The following is a 19,763-nucleotide window of genomic DNA, read 5'->3' as shown; positions in this document are numbered from 1 at the left end:
AACTAAATCTAATAAAGCAAAAGAAACGCCTATAAGTAATACTTTTTTGCCTTCGGAATCTAATGTTGTTAATGTCTCTTGCAATTCCGAAAGGTTATTCAAATAGAAGCCGCTTTCTGGATGCTTAGATGTGTTAATCATACTATCTACCATATAGATTAAAGAAGATCCCTCACGCTCTAAATAAGAAGGTAATAAGCCTAGTATTACATAATCTTCAATAGCTCCATAAAATTGTTCAAACCCCTTTGTGAAACTTTGTTGGTAAATATTTAAATCGGTAACATGATGCTTGCTGGTTTCGCTTCCAGAAGTTCCAGAACTGGTAAATGTCGTTTTAATTGGTGCTTTAGAACTTAATACGTCTCGCGTTTTAAAAAACTGAATTGGTATAAAAGGGATATCTTTTAAAGTGTTTACCTCACTCGGGTGTTTGTATAGCAAATCGCAAAACGACCTATAAACCCTATTGTTTTCAAATTGATATTTGAAAATGTTTAGAGCTAAATCTTTAAATTCACTTTGATTTTTTATGTTAAAAATGGAATGTGTGTCTATCATACTTTTATACATAAGCAAAAGTATAGAAAATAAAAGAGCGCTACCATAGGTAACGCTCTTTAAAAGTAGTGAAAAAATAAATTACTTAATAACTAGCTTTTTAGTTACAGAAGTATTGTCTTGTGTTAACTTAACGATATATAGTCCCGCATTTAAGCTAGAAACATTTAATCTATTATTAGAAATTGTATTATTTAAAACTTGTTTTCCTAGAGTATCAAACACTTGAGCTTGAATACTATCACTATTATTTGAAGTAATAGTTACAAAACCAGTTGATGTTGGGTTTGGATATAAACTGAAATTAGAAACGTTCAAGTTTTTTACTCCTAAGGTATTAATATCAGCTAAACTTCTTACATAAATTTGAGCTGTTCCCTGAAATTCACCTGCAACACCAACAAGATCTAAAGCCGATTGAGGTATAATTTCACCAATATAATCTGCGCCAAAAAAGTCTGTTCGCATTATAGTAGTTAAAGCACCATCAAATACATCAAAATTTTGTCCAGTAGAAAAAGTTAAAGTACCATCGCCTTGAGGAAATGTAACATTAGCGATTTTAATTAATTCAGATTCATAATTATCTGGAGTTGTATTTAAATCTGATATGGTAACCGTTTGCGGTACCACAGGATTTCCTGAAGAGGCAATAACACCAGAATCACTAGTAGGTATAAATCTTAATACTCCATTCGAGTCTGTAGTATATCCTTTTAAACCAGTAATCATATCCCCAACTGCATAAGTAGTGGCAATAACACCAGAAGCATCATAAATTAATACACCACTAATATCAGTATCTTGTATCCATTTTCTATTTCTAAAACCATCCGTGTGTGTTAATAAGGAACTTCCTGTAATTTCATAAAATCTACCAAGACCATTATCAACAACATCTGCTTTTAGAGCAGTTACATCAGCAACTTGAGTTAAACTTCCTACACTAAAATCTACTCCTTCAAAATCTACAACACTAGCTCCATCCATTAAATTAACCGTAATATTATATGCTTGACCATCTGTTGTGGTAACAGCATAAGGACTAGTAACTCCAGTTGTTACTGTTCCATTTACGTCGATATCAACAGTTTCTCCACCTGCTAAATTAACCGTTGTCCATTCAATATTTACATTAGTTGTTCCGGGAGCAAATACTGTTGTATCTAAAGGAGAAACTATAGTAATCGCGGGCGATACAACAAAACCATCAATAATTCTAATGTTATCTACAGCAATATCTTCGTCTCCAAAACCTAATCCATCAAATACTAATCTTACATCAACTAAATTACCAGTGCCTAAGGCAATTGTAAATTCTCCAAAAGTAGGACTCAATTCAGTCCCATCACCAATCCCATCGAGATCAGTATCTTGAGAAGGTAAGGATACATTCGATCCTGTTGTTGCTGTTGTAGCAAATTGTAGTATTTTAGTATAACTTCCTGTGTTGTCATAATCAACCTCTACATAAAACAAATCTCCACCGTCCCAATCAAAATTGCCATCAGATGGTGCGTCTTCAGCTAAAAGCAAAGCAAGTGTTAAGTTTGAAAATGTTGATATATCTATATCATCAAAAAGTAAAGTCTGTAGATCACCTCCAGAACCTCCACACTCAGTAGCATCGATATCTTGAGCTGCAAAAAAGAAAGCGCCATCAACGCCACTTACTTGGTAAGATGAGCTTATATCAGACCCATCGGTTCTTGTGAAAAAGTCGCCAGAACCATCGTTACAATCAATAGAAGTTGTACCGCTATTTCCCGTTTCAAAAGATTCTTGAAAAATAGTTGTCTGCCCAAAAGACAACGTAGAAATTAAAATTGTAAAAAGTAAAATGTAAAGTTTTTTCATAATTGATTAATTAATTGTTAAGCTGATAATTTATGAATTATTTATGAATTATTTATGAATAATTAAAATTGATTAAAACAAAAACCCATAAAGAGTTGTTAAATCGGATTAAAAACCATTTTACAAAAAAAAGCGTTACCATTTCTGGCAACGCTTTTTAAGCATATTAATTTTTTAATCTATTTTATTACAAGTTTTCTTGATTCGCTGATGTTATTTTCGGTAATTCTTAAAATATATACGCCTTTTCTTAAATTAGAAATATTTAATTCTTTACCGGATAACACGGCAGCAGAAACACGTTTTCCTAAAACATCAAAAACTTCAATATTCTTAATTAAACTTAGTTTAGATGCAATGTTTATAAAGGTTCTTTGATTATTGACAGGGTTTGGGTAAATAGATAACCCTTCAATATTTGTCTGTGTAGAGGGATTTATAACATGGTTTTGCGCATCCATATTATGGGATGTAAAACATGTTAAGGCTACGAATAAAAATAAAAAGTAAACGTTTTTCATACACTATGATTTGGTTACATAAAGGTACTAAATTAGTACAAAAGTGATGCCAAAACAGTGTTAAAGATTAGGGTAATTGGTCGAAAGTTTAAATTAAGGTCAAGGGTTTGTTATCATAATGTTATTAATTTCTAGAATTTAATAAAATCATGTTATTAGCTTATCTTTACTTCAATAAACAAGAATACCATTAATGAAAGAAAAGGATATTAAAATATTATTGGTTGATGATGAGCCAGATATTTTAGAAATAGTGGGTTACAATTTATCTAGTGAAGGTTATCAAGTTATTACCGCTGCGAATGGACAGGAAGGTGTGGAAAAAGCAAAAAAAGAGCTTCCGCATTTAATTATATTAGATCTGATGATGCCTGAAATGGATGGTATTGAAGCTTGTGAAATTATTAGAAAAAATCCCGATCTAAAAAACACAATAATTACATTTTTAACAGCGAGAGGGGAAGACTATTCTCAAGTCGCTGGTTTTGATGCAGGTGCTGACGATTATATTACAAAACCTATTAAACCAAAAGTATTAGTAAGTAAAGTTAAAGCACTTTTAAGACGTTTTAAGGAAGAAGATGTTGAAGACACACTTAAAGTTGGTAGCTTGATTATTAACAGAGATGAATATAAAGTTGTTTCAGAAGGAAAAGAAATTATTTTACCTAGAAAAGAATTTGAATTATTATCTTTACTAGCGTCCAAACCAGGAAAAGTGTTTAAAAGGGATGAAATTCTTGATACTGTTTGGGGTAGCGAAGTTGTTGTTGGTAGCAGAACTATTGATGTTCACATTAGAAAGCTTCGTGAGAAATTAGGAGATAATAGCTTTAAAACCATAAAAGGTGTAGGCTACAAGTTTGTAGATTAATGCAGGCAAAATTTAAAAAATCATACCGATTTGCTGCTCGTACGGCATTATATATCACGTTATATACAACACTCTTAATGAGTGTTTTTTTGTATTACTTTAGTAATCTGGAATGGTATTACCCATTGGTGTTTTCTGTTTGTATCTTTCTCTTTTCCTCGATTATTATTCAATACAATGTAGAACGATTTATTTACAAACGAGTAAAAAAAATCTATGATGACTTAACACTTCTTGAATCTGTAAATTTGGCTAAAGGCCCAATTACAACAGATATGCAAACCTTAACTCAAGAAATAGATAAGTTTGCCCGAGACAAGAAAATTGAAATTGAAACCCTAAAAGTTAGAGAAGAGTATAGAAAAGAGTTTTTAGGGAATGTATCCCACGAATTAAAGACGCCTCTATTTACTGTTCAAGGTTATATTTTAACATTGCTTGACGGTGCCATGGATGATAAAAATATTCGTGAAAAGTATCTTGAAAGAGCTAGCAAGGGTATTGAAAGGTTGGGTTATATTATTAAAGATTTAGACATGATTACCAAACTAGAAGTTGGAGATTTAAGTTTAAATATGGAAGTTTTTAATATTGTGGAGTTGGTCGAAAATGTATTTGATATGTTAGAAATTAAAGCTAGCAGAAAAAAAACATCATTAATTTTTGATAAAGAGTATCCTAATCCAATAATGGTAAACGCCGATAAAGAGCGTATTCAGCAAGTTTTGGCTAATTTAGTAGTAAACTCTATAAAATACGGAAGTGAAAAAGGAACCACAGAAGTGAGCATAGAAAATCTTATAAAAAATAAAGTTATAGTTCGTATTACTGATAATGGCGAAGGCATAGAAAAAATTCATATACCGCGTTTATTTGAGCGTTTTTACCGTGTAGATAAGAGTGGTTCAAGAAAAGAAGGTGGTTCAGGTCTTGGGCTCTCCATTGTAAAACATATTATTGAGGTGCATAGAGAAAAAATCTATGTAGAAAGTGAGTTTGGTGTTGGTAGCGAGTTTTCTTTTACTTTAGAAAAGGCTGAATAAATCGGTATAATCAATTTTAAAATCAAAAGCTTTCAAACCCTGATAAGCGTTAACTTTATCTAACTTTTTTAAATTAAAATCCTTTTGTTTACAGCTAGGGACTAAACCCATTTCAGTAAATCGTTTTGCTAAGTATTCTTGTTCAAATTGTCCTGGTGTAGGGATAAAAAAAGCCTTTTTATTAAGTTTGGCTAAATCCATAACCGTTGTGTAACCCGATCTTGAAATCACTAAAGCACTTTCGTTAATACTTTTTTCCAATAATCTAGAAGTCATAAAGTTATAAATAGTGATATTTCCTAAAGTCTTAATGGTTTGTTCTTTCTCCATAATGCCTCTAACAAATAGCACTTTTCCGGAGTAACCTTTTAATTCGTGCAGTAACTTTTCTTTAAGCATAGTACGCTGAGGTTCTGGACCAGAAATTAAAACCATTAAATCATTTTTAATTTCAATGCGAGTATTGGTAAACCTGCTTAAAGGACCAATATATGTTGTAGGAACATTAATTTTTTTCAAATGACCTAATTTCCCGCTTAAGTTAATCTCCCCTTGGGTATCAGGAATCCAACAAGCATCAAATTTTTCTATAATTTTTTGATGAATTTTAGTACTGAACCAAGTGGTGTTACCGCTTAAAACGTTCAATTGGTGTGTCATAAAAACAGAAGGTACTTTTTTGTTTCTAACCCCAAATCTATTATCAGAAATAATTCCAGAAATAGTGTTATGCTCTAAAATAGATGCTATGGCTTTTTTTTCTGCTTTAATCGCCTTTAAAAGTTTTGGCAAATCCTTAAGAAGTTTCAATTTAAAAAGCTTCCCGTTTTTGGTGTAAGTTATATTGTAGGATGGTAATTCTAGAGTAGAAAGATCTGGAAATTCTTTACGCAACAAGGTTAAAGCAGCTCCGTCACTAGCAATAACGGGCACAAAATCCTCAGCAATTAAAGCGTTTATTAGAGGTATACAACGCGTAGCATGCCCAAGACCCCAATTTAAGGGCGCAACTAAAATTTTTTTTTTCATTAATACGTATTATGGCGTGCCCACACGGGTCGGGCTTTCCGCTATATCTTTCTGCGAAGCAGTCCCGAATTTGTTTCGGGATTTATAAAATTAGTTACTTACTCAAAAGTTTAAAATCCATCTTTCATTGCTTCACATAAAGGATGCCGCTTCAATCCCTCACGCGCTTTTTTGCTAAATTCAAAGATAAGATAATAAGGCTCTCGTATAATTCCTTAATTTTACCAAAATAAAGTAATAATAAATAGTTAATAAACTTTGGGAAGCAAAAATAAACTCAGAAGATTCAACGAAAACGAAACATTTTCCAATGTCGTTCAACCTACAAGGGATGAGTTGGTTAGTTCAAATTTTAAACTAAAAGGAAATTGGAGGGAAGAAGTTTTTAAAAACAATAATCCTTTAGTTTTAGAATTAGGGTGTGGTAAAGGTGAGTATTCGGTGGCATTAGCTCAAAAATATCCAGACAAAAATTTTATTGGTATCGATATTAAAGGGGCACGTTTTTGGAGAGGTGCCAAAACCGCTATTGAAGAAAATATTCCAAACGTAGCCTTTCTTCGCACACAAATAGAACTAATTGACCATGCATTTGCAGAAAATGAAGTAGATGAAATTTGGATTACTTTCCCCGATCCGCAAATAAAATATAAGCGCACCAAGCACCGCATGACTAACGCAACATTTTTAGAGCGTTACAAGCAAATATTAAAACCAGAAGGTGTTGTAAACTTAAAAACCGACAGCGAATTTATGCATGGTTATACTTTAGGTCTCTTGCACGGAGCAGGACATGATGTGCTTTATGCCAACCATAATGTGTATAAACAAGAAGGTAGTCCCGAAGAAGTAACTAGTATCCAAACTTTTTATGAATCGCAATATTTAGAGCAAGACAAACCAATTACCTATATTAGATTCAAAATTAAATAATAGTGAACATAACCATTATCTTCTTTTTGGGTTTATTTTTTGCAATGATTGGAGTCATTCCTCCAGGGTTGTTAAATATGACAGCAGCCAAAATAAGCTTAAAAGAAGGCCATATAAGAGGGATGGTGTTTTCTGCTGGTGTTTGTGTAATCGTTTTGATACAGACTTATTTAGCCAGTATATTTGCGCGTTATTTAAGCATGCATCCAGAAGTTATTGGCGTTTTAAGAAGTGTCGCTCTGGTGATTTTTATCTTGATAACTATTTATTTTTTGTTTGTAGCTAAGTCAACACCTAAACAACAAATAGATCCTAAAATAAAGAGTAAGCATAGTCGATTTTTTCAAGGCATTTTTTTATCGATAATAAATGTGTTTCCAATACCATATCAAGCTTATATGACCATTACTTTGGCTTCATTTGGTTGGATGACGTTCGAAAAATCAAGCATCATGGCTTATGTAATTGGAGCCGCTACAGGAACATTTGTAACGCTCTACATGTATATTTTTTTCTTTGATAAAGTAAAAGGGAAAACATTCACCTCGCAAAAAAACATGAACCGAATTATTGGAGGAATTACAGGTGTTATTTCTATAGTTACATTGATTAACATCATTCAAGACTTATAAATTGAAACTGGAAACCCTAAATTTTTTTGATAAAGTTTACGAAGTTGCAAAACGTATCCCATATGGCAGAGTAACTAGTTATGGGGCAATTGCAACGTATTTAGGAGCAGCAAGAAGCGCGAGGATGGTAGGCTATGCTATGAACGGTTCACATGGTAAAGATGTGCCCGCGCATCGTGTTGTAAATAGAAAAGGGTTGCTAACAGGAAAGCATCATTTTGATGGCACAAATTTGATGCAACAGTTATTAGAAAGTGAAGGTGTTCAGGTTACTGAAAATCAAATTCAGGATTTACAAAAGGTGTATTGGGATCCTTCTAAGGAATTGGACTAATCTCCTAATTTTTCAAAATTTTCAGATCTAAATTCAATAATAAATCCAAATAACTATATCGTTAAAACTTCTAACTATAGGCTTCCATTTTCTACCTTTATTGTCTATCTTTGCCTTTAGAATGATTCTTAATAGAAGCAATGAAGTTAAATAAACAAGATATTTTAAAAGCGCTTGAAAGTATTACTGTTCCTGGAGAAGGGCAAAATATGATAGAGAGCGGAGCGGTTAAAAATGTTATCACTTTTGGCGATGAGGTTATTGTAGATATTACAATACAAAATCCTAGTTTACAAGCAAAGAAGCGAACCGAAGTTGATATTTTAAAAACCATTCATGAGCAGGTTTACGAAAAGGCTAAAATTACAATTAATGTAAAAGTTGAAGCTCCTGAAAACCCAAAAGCTAATGTCATAAAAGGAAAGCCAGTTCAAGGCCTTCGAAATATAATTGCCATAGCGTCGGGTAAAGGTGGTGTTGGTAAATCGACTGTAACCGCAAATATGGCGGTCACTTTGTCGAAAATGGGCTTTAAAGTTGGTGTGTTAGATGCTGATATTTATGGGCCGTCTATTCCAATTATGTTTGATGTAGAGGCTGAAAAACCTTTGGCAGTGAATGTTGATGGTAAATCTAAAATGAAACCGGTAGAGAACTATGGGGTTAAAATATTATCAATCGGGTTTTTTACACAGCCTGATCAGGCAGTAGTTTGGCGAGGACCAATGGCAGCAAAAGCTTTAAATCAAATGATTTTTGATGCACACTGGGGTGAGTTAGATTTTATGTTAATTGATTTACCTCCTGGAACCGGGGATATTCATTTAAGCATTATGCAGTCGTTACCAATAACGGGTGCCGTTATAGTCAGCACACCTCAAAATGTGGCACTGGCTGATGCTAAAAAAGGGGTAGCCATGTTTCAGCAAGAAAGTATTAATGTGCCTGTATTAGGAATTATTGAAAATATGGCATATTTTACACCTGCTGAATTGCCGGATAATAAATATTTTATCTTTGGAAAAGAAGGTGCCAAAAATTTAGCTGAAGATTTACAAGTACCATTTCTAGGAGAATTACCACTAGTACAAAGTATTAGAGAGGCAGGAGATGTTGGTAGACCAGCGGCTTTACAAACGGGAACACCGTTAGAGAAAGCTTTTGAGAAAATAACTCAGAATGTAGTGGAGGAAGTTGTAAAAAGACATGACGATTTACCACCAACCGAAGCTATTAAAATTACAACTATGGCAGGTTGTTCATCAGTAAAAAAATAATAAATTCATTTTCCCTTTCCTTAAGAGAGACGGGCAGGGTGAGGAAAAAGAATAGATGACTTCAGAAGAACTTAGATTAAATGTAGAAAAAGCGTTAGACGAAATTCGTCCGTTTTTACAAAGTGATGGTGGCGATATTTCATTATTGTCTATTGAAAATGACAATCTAGTTAAGGTGCAACTTCAAGGTGCCTGTGTAGGTTGTAGTGTTAATCAAATGACATTAAAATCTGGAGTAGAAATGACTATTAAAAAGTATGCGCCACAAATAGAACAGGTTATCAATATTGATGGATAAACAATAAGTTCAAAATATTTTAACCATAGAAATCTTATTGGTTAAAAAAGAAGTAACCAATTAAATGATACTCGTTTTAAGGTTTCATTTAATCTATAGAAGTTTTGGATTAAATAATTTTCTCCCTTTTAAGAAATGTGTCTAAGTTATCTGCTGCATCAAAACAGGTGTTAACTTTTGAAACATTATCACAATATTTTGTTTCTAAATTACGAGAAGATTTACAATTAAAGTCTGACAAATCTATGTTTTCAAAATTTTTGTTTATTTTTTTACATTGCTCATAAAGACTATCAATAGTCTCATCTTCATTAGGTTTGATGCCTTCTTTAAAAAGATAGCCTTTTAAATAATTTTCAACGGCATACTGTGAATTCTTGCAAACTAAATAAGTTACAATATCTTCTTCTGGTTTGAACAACTCTTTGTTAGCTTGATTCAATTTTTGAGCAGCATTTACAAAGAATTTGATGGCTTCATTTTCCATAGTAAATTAATTAATATTATTCATTCTCCATGCTATAAATACAGCATGGAGAATGATTTTTATATTTGAATATAGCCTAAAAGAATATTTACATATCTCTATAAAGCTCTAAACGTTCCCATTTAGAATTAACCTCAAATTGAGCTTGCTCGAGAAGCTTAGCTCCAAGTTCAGCATCGTCTTTAACGACTCTAGAAAAGCGCGTTTCGTTATACATAAAGTCTTTAAGAGGAATTGAAGGTGCTTTAGAATCTAATTTAAACTTCTTACCTTTTGGTTTAGAAGGGTTAAATCTGAATAATGGCCAATATCCACTTTCTACCGCTTTTTCTTGCTGTGCTGCTCCATCTGCTAAATCGTAACCGTGTTCTCCACAATGTGAGTAAGCGATTATTATGGATGGTCCCGGATAAGCTTCAGCTTCTTCAATTGCCTTAAGCGTTTGAAGATCTTTTGCTCCTATAGCAATTTGAGCAACATAAACATTTTCATAAGAAACGGCTTGCAACGCTAAACTCTTTTTACTTGTACGTTTACCAGAAACTGAGAATTTTGCACTTGCGCCTAACGGTGTCGCTTTAGATGTTTGTCCACCTGTGTTAGAATACACTTCGGTATCTAATACCATAATGTTGATATCCTCTCCAGTTGCTAAGATATGATCTACGCCACCAAACCCAATATCGTAAGCCCAACCGTCTCCACCTAAAATCCACACTGATTTTTTACGCAGATATTCAGTGAGTTGAGACAATTTTTTAGCGTTTTTATGATCAATACTAGCTAGCTTGATTTTTAATTTATCTAAATTTTTGAAGTTTTCTGCTTTTTCAGCTTCCGTTTTTTCAGGATTATTTAGAATTGCATCAACCAAGTCTTTTCCAACTTCATTTTCAATCGATTTAAGTAAGTTAACGGAAATTTCCTGTTTCTTACTTAGAGCCAATTTCATCCCTAAACCAAATTCAGCATTATCTTCAAATAAAGAATTGGCCCAAGCAGGACCTCGTCCAAATTCATTCGTTTTATATGGTGTCGTTGGTAAATTCCCGCCATAAATTGAAGAACATCCTGTGGCATTTGCAATTAATATACTATCTCCATAAAGTTGTGTTAGTAATTTAATATATGGTGTTTCACCGCAACCAGAACACGCTCCAGAGAATTCAAATAAAGGTTCAAGGAATTGAGATCCTTTTATATTTGTTATTTGTAACTCCGTTCTATTATAATCAGGTAAATCAATAAAGTAATCCCAATTGACATCTTCAACGGCTTCAACTTTAAGCTTTTTGTGCATGTTAATGGCTTTAAAGTCTGAATCCTCTTTACTTACAGCCGGACAAACAGCAACACATAGGTCACAGCCTGTACAATCTTGAGGAGATACTTGAAGCACATAAGACTCTTCGTCTTTATTAAAAGGTCTCCCTTTTGCTGCAACTGTTTTTAGAGAAGCAGGTTTATTGGCTAATTCGTCATTACTAACAACTTTTGCTCTAATAGCAGCATGCGGACAAATAGCGACACACTTATTACATTGCGTACATAAATCTATATCATCCCAAACCGGAACTATATCAGCAATACCACTTTTTTCGAATTGACTGGTTCCTGTAGGGAATGTGCCATCCACCGGGAACGCACTTACAGGTAGCTCATCTCCAAATCCACCTAATATTTTTTCTAAGACTTCAGTAACAAATCCATCAGGAGCATTGTGCATAGCGGTTTCTAAATGTCTTTCGCTTGTAGCTTCTTTTGGATAATCTACTTGTTCAAGATTAGCAAGAGAATTATCAACAGCCTTAAAATTCATCTGAACAATCTTTTCACCTTTATGAGAGTAAGATTTTACAATCGCATCTTTAATGCGTTGAATGGCTTCCTCTTTTGGTAAAATACCTGAGATTGCAAAGAAACAAGTTTGTAATACGGTATTTGTCCGTTTACCAAGATTGGATTCTGCTGCTACTTTTGTGGCATCAATCACATAGAAATTAGCTTCTTTTTCGATGATTTCTTTTTGAATTCTCTTAGGTAAATGATTCCATATTTCATCTTTAGGATATGGAGAGTTTAATAAGAAGGTTCCTCCATGTTTTAAATCAGCAACCATATTATACTTTTTAATAAACTTATATTGATGACTAGCAATAAAATCTGCTTTATCAATTAAGTATGAAGAGTATATTGGTTTTGGCCCAAAGCGCAAGTGAGAAATGGTTTGAGCACCTGCTTTTTTAGAGTCGTAAACAAAGTAGCCTTGCACAAAGTTATCTGTTGTGTCTCCAATAATTTTAATGGAGTTTTTATTAGCACCAACAGTACCATCAGATCCTAAACCATAAAACATACAATTAATGGTATTACGTTCTATTGTAAAAGAGTCATCAATTGGTAAACTTGTAAAAGTGATATCGTCATTAATACCAACGGTAAAGTGATTTTTTGGTTTGTCATCTAATAATTCGTCATAAACACCTTTAACCATTTTAGGTGTAAACTCTTTTGAAGATAAACCGTAACGGCCACCAACTACAACAGGCATAGCTCTGTCGCTTTCGTTTAATGCTGTAATAACATCTTGGTATAAAGGTTCGCCAACACTTCCTGGTTCTTTAGTTCTATCAAGAACTGCTATTTTTTTAACGGTTTCAGGCAATTCATTAACAAAGTGTTTTATAGAAAAGGGTCTAAATAAGCGCACAAATAATACGCCTACTTTTTCGCCGTTTTTCACCATGGCTTCTACTGCTTCTCTAGCAGCACCTTCACCAGAACCCATTAGTATAATAACGCGTTCTGCTTCTGGATGACCTTCATAATAGAATAGGCTATATCTACGACCAGTATGCTCATAGAATTCATTCATTGTTTCTTCAACAATTCCTGGAACTTTTTCGTAAAATGTATTGGCAGCCTCTCTCGCTTGGAAGAATACATCTGGGTTTTGAGAAGTACCTCTAATTACTGGATGATCCGGATCAAGAGAACGTTTTTTGTGATCCATAATAGCGTCTTCTGGCATCATGGCAGTAATGATATCATCAGTAATACCATCTATTTTAGAAATTTCGTGAGACGTTCTAAAGCCATCAAAAATATTTAGGAAAGGCACTCTTGATTTTAATGTAGCAACTTGAGAAATCAGAGCAAAATCTTGGGCTTCTTGAACAGACCCGCCAAATAACATGGAGAATCCGGTTTGTCTAGTAGCCATAACATCTGAATGGTCACCAAAAATTGAAAGTGCATGTGTTGCAATCGTTCTTGCCGCTACATGTATTACAGAGGGTAATAATTCACCCGCCATTTTATACATATTAGGAATCATTAGTAATAACCCCTGTGATGCTGTAAATGTAGTTGTTAGTGCACCTGCTTGTAAAGAACCATGAACGGCCCCGGCAGCGCCGCCTTCACTCTGCATTTCAACAATTCTTGGGATATTGTCCCAAATATTCATCTGTCCTTTTGAACTATAAACATCCACGTGCTCGCCCATAGGTGATGCGGGTGTTATTGGATAAATAGCACACACCTCATTTGTTTTATGAGCAACTCTGGCAACAGCCTCATTAGCATCACAAATTAGTTTTGGAAAATCTTTTTTCATAATATGATATCTTATTAAATAATATGAAATTCACAAAAAGTCAGATTTAAGACTCTTTACAAAATTTCTAATTGTGTGTAGACCTAACAAGATTTTTTTATGGACCAAAACCTATAGGCCATTCAAGTAAATTGAGTATAAAGTTAAAGATGATAGTGTGAATAGATTATGATAATTGTCATATGAACGGAATAATTAAAAAAAGTTGAGGGTTTCATAATTTTATGAAACCCTCAACTTTTACGTTTAACTTCAACTATGAAAAGTTGAAATCTCACATAATTAAAGAAACTCTAATTCTTGAAAATGTTATTCAGCATGCAACCAAGCTTTTTTCTCTAATAAAGCATCTTCGGTTTCAACATGATTTTCATCAGGTACACAACAGTCAACAGGACATACTGAAGCACATTGTGGTTCGTCGTGAAATCCCTTACATTCGGTACATTTTTCTGGAACAATGAAATAGAATTCATCAGATACGGGTTCATTCATAGCATCCGCATCTACTTCATCTCCATTAGGAGAAGTTGTCATTCCACTTAACTCGGTTTCATCAGAATAGGCCCATTCTTGATCGGGCTCATAAATTGCATTATTAGGACATTCTACAATACATGCGTCGCAATTAATGCATTCGTCGGTTATAATAATCGCCATAATTTAAAATATTTAGATAAGTAAAAGTATATTTCATTTTATGAATTAAACATGATTTTTATCACGTTTAAACTAAAAAATGTAAATTATATTTACATAGAACGTCTTGTTTTAAGATGTTTTTTTATCAATTAATTTCTTATGATGGCTAATAAAATTACAGATAATAAAAAACTTCAGCACGAAATATTGGATGCTGTAGTTATAAGATTTGTAGGCGATTCGGGCGATGGCATGCAATTAACAGGTTCACAATTTTCAGACACATCTGCTATGTTTGGTAATGATGTGGCAACATTCCCTAATTACCCTTCGGAAATAAGAGCGCCGCAAGGAAGTTTGTACGGTGTTTCAGGGTTTCAAGTTCATATAGGAAGTATTGAAATTAGTACCCCGGGAGATGACGTAGATTTGTTGGTTGCGATGAATCCTGCAGGTTTAAAAACTAATATATATTCAGTAAAACCTGGACATACAATTATTGTTGATATAGATTCATTCACAAAGAAGAATTTAGAAAAAGCAAAATATGAAACTAATCCTCTTAAAGATGGTAGTTTAGAAAATTATAGAGTCATAGAAGTATCTATGTCTTCATTAACTAAAGCGGCTTTAAAAGATATTGAGAACTTAGATAATAAAAGTATTATCCGAAGTAAAAATATGTTTGCTTTAGGAATTGTGTATTGGATGTATGATCGCTCACCAGAGCATACAATTGATTTTTTTAAGAAAAAATTCGCATCCAAACCACATTTAATCGAATCAAATACAAAAGTTTTAAATGCAGGATATTATTATGCGGAAACATTAGAGTTAATTCCTAATGCCTATTCAATTTCGCCTGCTAAAATGAAATCGGGTACCTACAGGATTATTAGTGGTAATACTGCCACTGCATGGGGATTCCTAGCTGCAGCAGAAAAATCAGGATTAGAATTATTTTTAGGATCATATCCAATTACTCCTGCCACAGATATTTTGCATGAACTTGTTAAACATAAACATTTTGGAGTAAAAGCTTTTCAGGCTGAAGATGAAATTGCAGGTGTAACATCTGCTATTGGAGCTTCATTTGCTGGGGATTTAGCAATTACAACTACCTCAGGCCCTGGTTTAGCTCTAAAAGGTGAAGCATTAGGCTTAGCTATGATGGTTGAATTACCATTAGTTGTGGTAAATGTGCAACGGGGTGGACCATCAACAGGTCTGCCAACTAAAACAGAACAATCAGATTTAATGCAGGCTATGTATGGTAGAAATGGAGAAAGCCCCGTAATAGTTTTGGCTGCCAGTACGCCTTCTAATTGTTTTAATTATGCATATCAAGCTGCGAAATTAGCTTTAGAACATATGACTCCTGTTATTTTACTAACTGACGGGTACATTGCTAATGGATCGGAACCTTGGAAAATAAAGAGAGTTGCCGAAATGCCTGAAATTAAAAACAATAAAGTTACTAAGGTGACAGAAAACTGGCATCCATATGATAGAAATGAAGAGACACTAGCACGTAATTGGGCAGTTCCAGGCACTTTTGGTTTAGAGCATAGAATTGGAGGTTTAGAAAAAGATAGAATTACAGGTGATGTATCACATGTTCCAGAGAATCATGAATTCATGACGAATATTAGAGCTGAAAAAATTGAGCGCGTACAAAATTATATACCTGGTTTAACAACAGAATTTGCCGATTCAGGAGATTTACTAGTTGTTGGATGGGGAGGAACATATGGCAGTTTACATTCTGCAGTAAAGCAATTAAATAGTGAAGGCTACAATAAAATTGGATATGCCCATTTTAATTATATAAATCCATTACCAAAAAATACAGAAGACGTTTTAAGTAAGTTTAAAAAGATTGTGGTTTGCGAGTTAAACAATGGTCAATTTGTAAATATTTTAAGAATGCATTTTAATATAAACGGACTTTTACAATACAACAAAGTACAAGGATTGCCTTTTGGAAATAATGAACTCATCACAGAATTCAAAAAATTAGTAGAATAGTCATGGAAACAACAGTTGTAAAAAAGTATACATTTAAAGATTTTGCAAGCAATCAAGAGGTACGCTGGTGTCCAGGTTGCGATGATTATGTTATTTTACGTTCAATGCAAAAAGCACTGCCAGAAATGGGTGTAAAGAAGGAAGATGTTGTCTTTATTTCTGGGATAGGATGTTCCTCAAGATTTCCCTATTATATGGATACTTATGGTATGCATAGTATTCATGGTAGAGCCCCAGCAATAGCATCTGGAGTTAAACTGGCAAATCCAGATCTAAGTGTTTGGGTAATTACTGGTGATGGCGATTCTATGGCTATTGGGGGTAATCATTTTATTCATGTGTTACGTAGAAATATAAACTTAAATATTATATTGTTTAATAATGAAATTTACGGTTTAACTAAAGGCCAATTTTCACCTACGTCTCTTGTTGGTCAAAAAACAAAATCATCACCTTACGGAAATACGCAGCCACCTTTCCAACCTGGAGAATTAGCCATTGGTGCACGAGCTAGATTTTTTGCAAGAATAGGAGGAAATACTCCAAAGGAAATGACACAAATGTTTATAGATGCCGAAACATTTAATGGTACTTCGTTAATAGAAGTATTACAAAATTGCGTGATTTTTAATGATGGTTGTTTTAGCCAATATACCGATAAAAATATCCGAGAAGATAAACAGTTGTTTGTTGAACATGGGAAACCTATGATTTTTGGAAAAAATAGAGATAAGGGATTGGTGTTAAATGGGTTGAAAATAGAAGTTGTTACCATTGGAGAAAATGGTATTATGGAAGCAGATATTTTACTTCATAATGCAAAAGAAGAAGATCCAACCTTGCATCAAATGCTAGTTAGATTAGAATATCCCTTAGTGACAGGTATTATAAGACGTTTTGATGATGTTACATTGGAAGAAAGAGAAGATGCTTTGACTAAAGAAGTAAAATCAAATTCAAAATTCACAAAAACTGATGATCTCTTCTTTTCGGGAGAAATTTATGAGGTAAAATAGTTTCATTTTAGTTGATTTTATTGAGTAGGGCATTTGTTTATTTTTTTAAACTTTACAACTAAATAGTAAGGGACACCATTGTTTTTTCAATAAAATAGAGTAAAACTGACAAAAACCTTATTAAATAACCTCATGCTGAATTTTTTTATTCAGATATCTTAAAAAGCCTAATATTTACTGACTTCAAGAAAAAGATATGAAAACCAATAGCCAATTTTTTGATGAACTTTCCGATGATTATGATTTGATGACTAATTTTGAGAGTGCACTAAAAAACAAGATTTCCTTCATAAAAAACTTTCTTGCAAGTAATTATAAAACAGCCCTTGATTTAGGGTGTGGTACTGGAGCAGATGCCATTGCCTTGTCAAAACTGGGTATACAAGTCGATGCAGTTGACCACTCGAGCGGAATGTTGCAAAAAGCCATAAAAAATGCGAAAAAATTTGATACCAATATTAATTTTATTGAATCAGGATTAACAGCATTCAATGTAAAAGACAAAAATTACGATTTTATAGTATCGTTGGGTAATACCATTGCTAATATCAATGTGTTAGAATTAAGGATTTTAATGTCAACAATCTTCAGTATGTTAAATAATGGAGGAAGTGCATTATTCCAAATTGTAAATTATGCCAAACTACCTAAAGGTGGCACCCATATACTTAATGTATTTGAAAATGATGAGGTATCCATAATCAGAAAATACAACATCAACAACAATGATTTTGATTTTATCATTGATAAGGTTGACAAAAAAAATCAACAGAAAAGCCAAATTATAACGAAATTATATCCTCATTCAGAAAATGATTTCAATAAAATAGCAAAAGAAATAGGTTTTAATATTGACGTATATGGAAATCTGAAGAAACATACTTTTAATCCTGATGAATCCCCGAACCTTGTGGTTGTAATAACAAAAGAATTATAGAATGGACAAAAGGATTATTATCAATACTATCTTAAACCAACCCTGTAAATCCTAAAAAAGCTAAAGATAAAAGTCCTGCTACCAACAAGTTTATTGGAACGCCTTTCATTCTTTCTGGGATATCTGCAAGTTCTAGTTGCTCTCTAATACTTGCAAAAACAATTAAAGCGAGAGCGAAACCAATAGAGTTTGAAATTGCAAAAAACACAGCTTTAACTAAGGTGCTATTTTCTAATCCTAATGCCAATATGGCGACACCTAGAACAGCACAGTTAGTAGTAATTAATGGAAGAAATACACCTAATGCTTGATATAGCGGCGGACTCACTTTTTTTAGAATAATTTCTACCATTTGCACTAAAGCTGCAATGACTAAAATAAAAGTGATAGTTCTTAAATAATTTAATCCAGTAGGAACTAAAATATACTCATGTAATAAATAGGTCACTGTAGTAGCAATGGTCATTACAAATAATACGGCACCTGACATTCCGATGGATGTGGATACTTTGTTAGAAACACCTAAAAATGGACATATCCCTAAAAACTGAGATAGTACAATGTTGTTTACAAAAACGGCTGCTATAAGTATTAAAATATACTCCATTTTTAATTTGTTTTAGATATTTTGTTGAACACTACAGATAAATATGCCAATGCAATAAAAGCGCCTGGAGGTAAAATGAATAGTAACATTGTGTTTGCATCTTCTGACACAAATCTCCAATCGAAAATGCTTCCGCTTCCCAATATTTCGCGTATCGCTCCTAAAGCTGTTAGGGCAATTGTAAACCCAATTCCCATACCTAAGGCATCAATTATAGATGACATTAAATTGTTTTTTGAGGCAAAAGCTTCAGCTCTACCTAATATTAAACAGTTTACAACAATCAATGGGATAAAGATCCCTAATTGTTCAAACAAGAAAGGTATGTAGGCTTCTAAAACCATCTCCACAATCGTAACGAAAGACGCAATGATGATAATAAATGCAGGGATTCTGACTTTACTTGGTATTTGCGATTTAATCAAGGATACCACTATATTCGACATCAGTAATACAAACAATGTTGCGATTCCCATTCCCAAGCCATTAAAAGCCGATGAGGTAACTCCCAAAGTTGGACACATACCTAACAACATGACGAAAACGGGATTGTCTTTTATAATCCCTTTTAAAAAGTTTTGCTTTTGAGTTAGTTTCTCTGCCATGATATCTAATTTTTAGATGGGTTAGTTTCTACAAACACATCGTAAGCCATTTGAGTAGCTTCACAAAAAGCACGTGTGGAAATAGTTGCTCCAGATATGGCATCTACATCACCACCATCTTTTTTAGGTTTTAATTTGAATTCGGAGGGTCTTTTAACTCTAAACTGTCTCATGAATTTTTCGCCCTTCATTTTAGTTCCCAAACCAGGAGTTTCCTTTTGCTCGAGTACTACAATATTTTTGATACTTGCATCTAGATTAAATCCAACCATTATTTTTACCAAGCCACTATATCCTTTTTCAGAAGAACCAATAACCGCAATTCCAATAGGTTTGTCATCCATCATTCCAGTATAAATTTCAATACTATCTTTTGCCTTGTCAGATTTAATAAGTTTAACTAGTTCTACTGGATTGTTATTGAATTCTGGTAATACTTGTTTTAAAGCATTAACTTTTCGTT

Annotated in this window: 19 protein-coding genes and 1 pseudogene; 10 read left to right on the top strand and 10 right to left on the bottom strand. The window is 33.4% G+C overall.

Annotated elements, in window-relative coordinates; translation table 11 throughout:
* The 3 genes and pseudogenes from QZ260_RS03705 to QZ260_RS03695 form a co-directional block, all read right to left on the bottom strand.
* A pseudogene (locus tag QZ260_RS03705) lies at nt 1-561 on the bottom strand (acyl transferase); the annotation flags it as partial.
* A gap of 81 nt (nt 562-642) precedes the next feature.
* The gene (locus QZ260_RS03700) at nt 643-2,418 is read right to left on the bottom strand and encodes a T9SS type A sorting domain-containing protein (RefSeq protein WP_295982855.1); all 1,776 of its coding nucleotides are present in this window, start codon (nt 2,416-2,418) and stop codon (nt 643-645) included.
* 179 nt (nt 2,419-2,597) lie between these two features.
* Complete coding sequence (locus QZ260_RS03695; RefSeq protein WP_295982852.1) at nt 2,598-2,939, bottom strand: T9SS type A sorting domain-containing protein; 342 nt, start codon at nt 2,937-2,939, stop codon at nt 2,598-2,600.
* A 193-nt stretch (nt 2,940-3,132) separates the two neighbouring features.
* Here QZ260_RS03695 and QZ260_RS03690 point away from each other — a divergent pair, with 193 nt between their 5' ends.
* Together QZ260_RS03690 and QZ260_RS03685 are read left to right on the top strand one after the other, a co-directional pair.
* A complete protein-coding gene (locus QZ260_RS03690; protein ID WP_295982849.1) occupies nt 3,133-3,813 on the top strand; it encodes a response regulator transcription factor in 681 nt (226 codons plus the stop codon).
* Nucleotides 3,813-4,856, top strand: coding sequence for an ATP-binding protein (locus QZ260_RS03685; protein ID WP_295982847.1), 1,044 nt, complete (start codon nt 3,813-3,815; stop codon nt 4,854-4,856). Before QZ260_RS03690 ends, QZ260_RS03685 begins: the two co-directional genes overlap by 1 nt.
* Here QZ260_RS03685 and QZ260_RS03680 read toward each other — a convergent pair.
* The gene (locus tag QZ260_RS03680; RefSeq protein ID WP_295982844.1) at nt 4,839-5,885 is read right to left on the bottom strand and encodes a glycosyltransferase; all 1,047 of its coding nucleotides are present in this window, start codon (nt 5,883-5,885) and stop codon (nt 4,839-4,841) included. The genes QZ260_RS03685 and QZ260_RS03680 overlap by 18 nt on opposite strands.
* Nucleotides 5,886-6,143: 258 nt before the next feature.
* On the opposite strand from QZ260_RS03680, the gene trmB reads away from it, so the two are divergent.
* The 5 genes from trmB to QZ260_RS03655 all read left to right on the top strand — a co-directional run bounded on the left by trmB (nt 6,144) and on the right by QZ260_RS03655 (nt 9,359).
* On the top strand, nt 6,144-6,818 hold the full coding sequence (gene trmB, locus QZ260_RS03675) for a tRNA (guanosine(46)-N7)-methyltransferase TrmB (RefSeq protein ID WP_295982841.1): 675 nt from the start codon (nt 6,144-6,146) through the stop codon (nt 6,816-6,818).
* 2 nt (nt 6,819-6,820) lie between these two features.
* Nucleotides 6,821-7,450, top strand: coding sequence for a LysE family transporter (locus tag QZ260_RS03670; protein WP_295982839.1), 630 nt, complete (start codon nt 6,821-6,823; stop codon nt 7,448-7,450).
* 1 nt (nt 7,451) lies between these two features.
* Nucleotides 7,452-7,784 carry an MGMT family protein gene (locus QZ260_RS03665; RefSeq protein WP_295982837.1) on the top strand — a complete coding sequence of 111 codons (333 nt, stop codon included), beginning with the start codon at nt 7,452-7,454 and terminating at the stop codon, nt 7,782-7,784.
* 140 nt (nt 7,785-7,924) lie between these two features.
* Nucleotides 7,925-9,061 (top strand): Mrp/NBP35 family ATP-binding protein, encoded by a 1,137-nt coding sequence (locus QZ260_RS03660; protein ID WP_295982835.1) that lies wholly within the window; start codon nt 7,925-7,927, stop codon nt 9,059-9,061.
* 55 nt (nt 9,062-9,116) lie between these two features.
* Nucleotides 9,117-9,359, top strand: coding sequence for a NifU family protein (locus QZ260_RS03655; protein WP_271559905.1), 243 nt, complete (start codon nt 9,117-9,119; stop codon nt 9,357-9,359).
* A gap of 109 nt (nt 9,360-9,468) precedes the next feature.
* Here QZ260_RS03655 and QZ260_RS03650 read toward each other — a convergent pair whose 3' ends face one another.
* The 3 genes from QZ260_RS03650 to QZ260_RS03640 form a co-directional block, all read right to left on the bottom strand.
* Nucleotides 9,469-9,846, bottom strand: coding sequence for a HEPN domain-containing protein (locus tag QZ260_RS03650; protein WP_295982833.1), 378 nt, complete (start codon nt 9,844-9,846; stop codon nt 9,469-9,471).
* 88 nt (nt 9,847-9,934) lie between these two features.
* A complete protein-coding gene (nifJ, locus tag QZ260_RS03645) occupies nt 9,935-13,465 on the bottom strand; it encodes a pyruvate:ferredoxin (flavodoxin) oxidoreductase (protein WP_295982831.1) in 3,531 nt (1,176 codons plus the stop codon).
* Nucleotides 13,466-13,774: 309 nt separating this feature from the next.
* Nucleotides 13,775-14,125, bottom strand: coding sequence for a 4Fe-4S dicluster domain-containing protein (locus QZ260_RS03640; RefSeq protein WP_295982829.1), 351 nt, complete (start codon nt 14,123-14,125; stop codon nt 13,775-13,777).
* A 141-nt stretch (nt 14,126-14,266) separates the two neighbouring features.
* Between QZ260_RS03640 and QZ260_RS03635 the strand changes: the two genes are divergently transcribed.
* From QZ260_RS03635 to QZ260_RS03625, 3 genes are all read left to right on the top strand, one after another.
* The gene (locus QZ260_RS03635) at nt 14,267-16,135 is read left to right on the top strand and encodes a 2-oxoacid:acceptor oxidoreductase subunit alpha (RefSeq protein ID WP_295982826.1); all 1,869 of its coding nucleotides are present in this window, start codon (nt 14,267-14,269) and stop codon (nt 16,133-16,135) included.
* A 2-nt stretch (nt 16,136-16,137) separates the two neighbouring features.
* A complete protein-coding gene (locus tag QZ260_RS03630; protein ID WP_295982825.1) occupies nt 16,138-17,151 on the top strand; it encodes a 2-oxoacid:ferredoxin oxidoreductase subunit beta in 1,014 nt (337 codons plus the stop codon).
* A 196-nt stretch (nt 17,152-17,347) separates the two neighbouring features.
* On the top strand, nt 17,348-18,088 hold the full coding sequence (locus QZ260_RS03625; protein WP_295982822.1) for a class I SAM-dependent methyltransferase: 741 nt from the start codon (nt 17,348-17,350) through the stop codon (nt 18,086-18,088).
* 31 nt (nt 18,089-18,119) lie between these two features.
* Here the strand turns inward: QZ260_RS03625 and rsxA are convergent, their stop codons facing one another.
* The 3 genes from rsxA to QZ260_RS03610 all read right to left on the bottom strand — a co-directional run.
* Nucleotides 18,120-18,695 carry an electron transport complex subunit RsxA gene (rsxA, locus tag QZ260_RS03620; RefSeq protein ID WP_295982821.1) on the bottom strand — a complete coding sequence of 192 codons (576 nt, stop codon included), beginning with the start codon at nt 18,693-18,695 and terminating at the stop codon, nt 18,120-18,122.
* 2 nt (nt 18,696-18,697) lie between these two features.
* Nucleotides 18,698-19,300, bottom strand: coding sequence for an electron transport complex subunit E (locus QZ260_RS03615; RefSeq protein WP_295982818.1), 603 nt, complete (start codon nt 19,298-19,300; stop codon nt 18,698-18,700).
* A gap of 5 nt (nt 19,301-19,305) precedes the next feature.
* Nucleotides 19,306-19,763, bottom strand: a 458-nt coding sequence (locus QZ260_RS03610) for an RnfABCDGE type electron transport complex subunit G (protein WP_295982816.1), incomplete at its 5' end; no start/stop codon positions are given.

The sequence above is a fragment of the uncultured Algibacter sp. genome, from assembly GCF_905480415.1.
In the GTDB taxonomy this organism is placed as follows: Bacteria; Bacteroidota; Bacteroidia; order Flavobacteriales; family Flavobacteriaceae; genus Algibacter_B.
The sequence above is the reverse complement of the archived record's forward strand: the minus strand, read 5'-3'. Positions and strand labels throughout refer to the sequence as shown.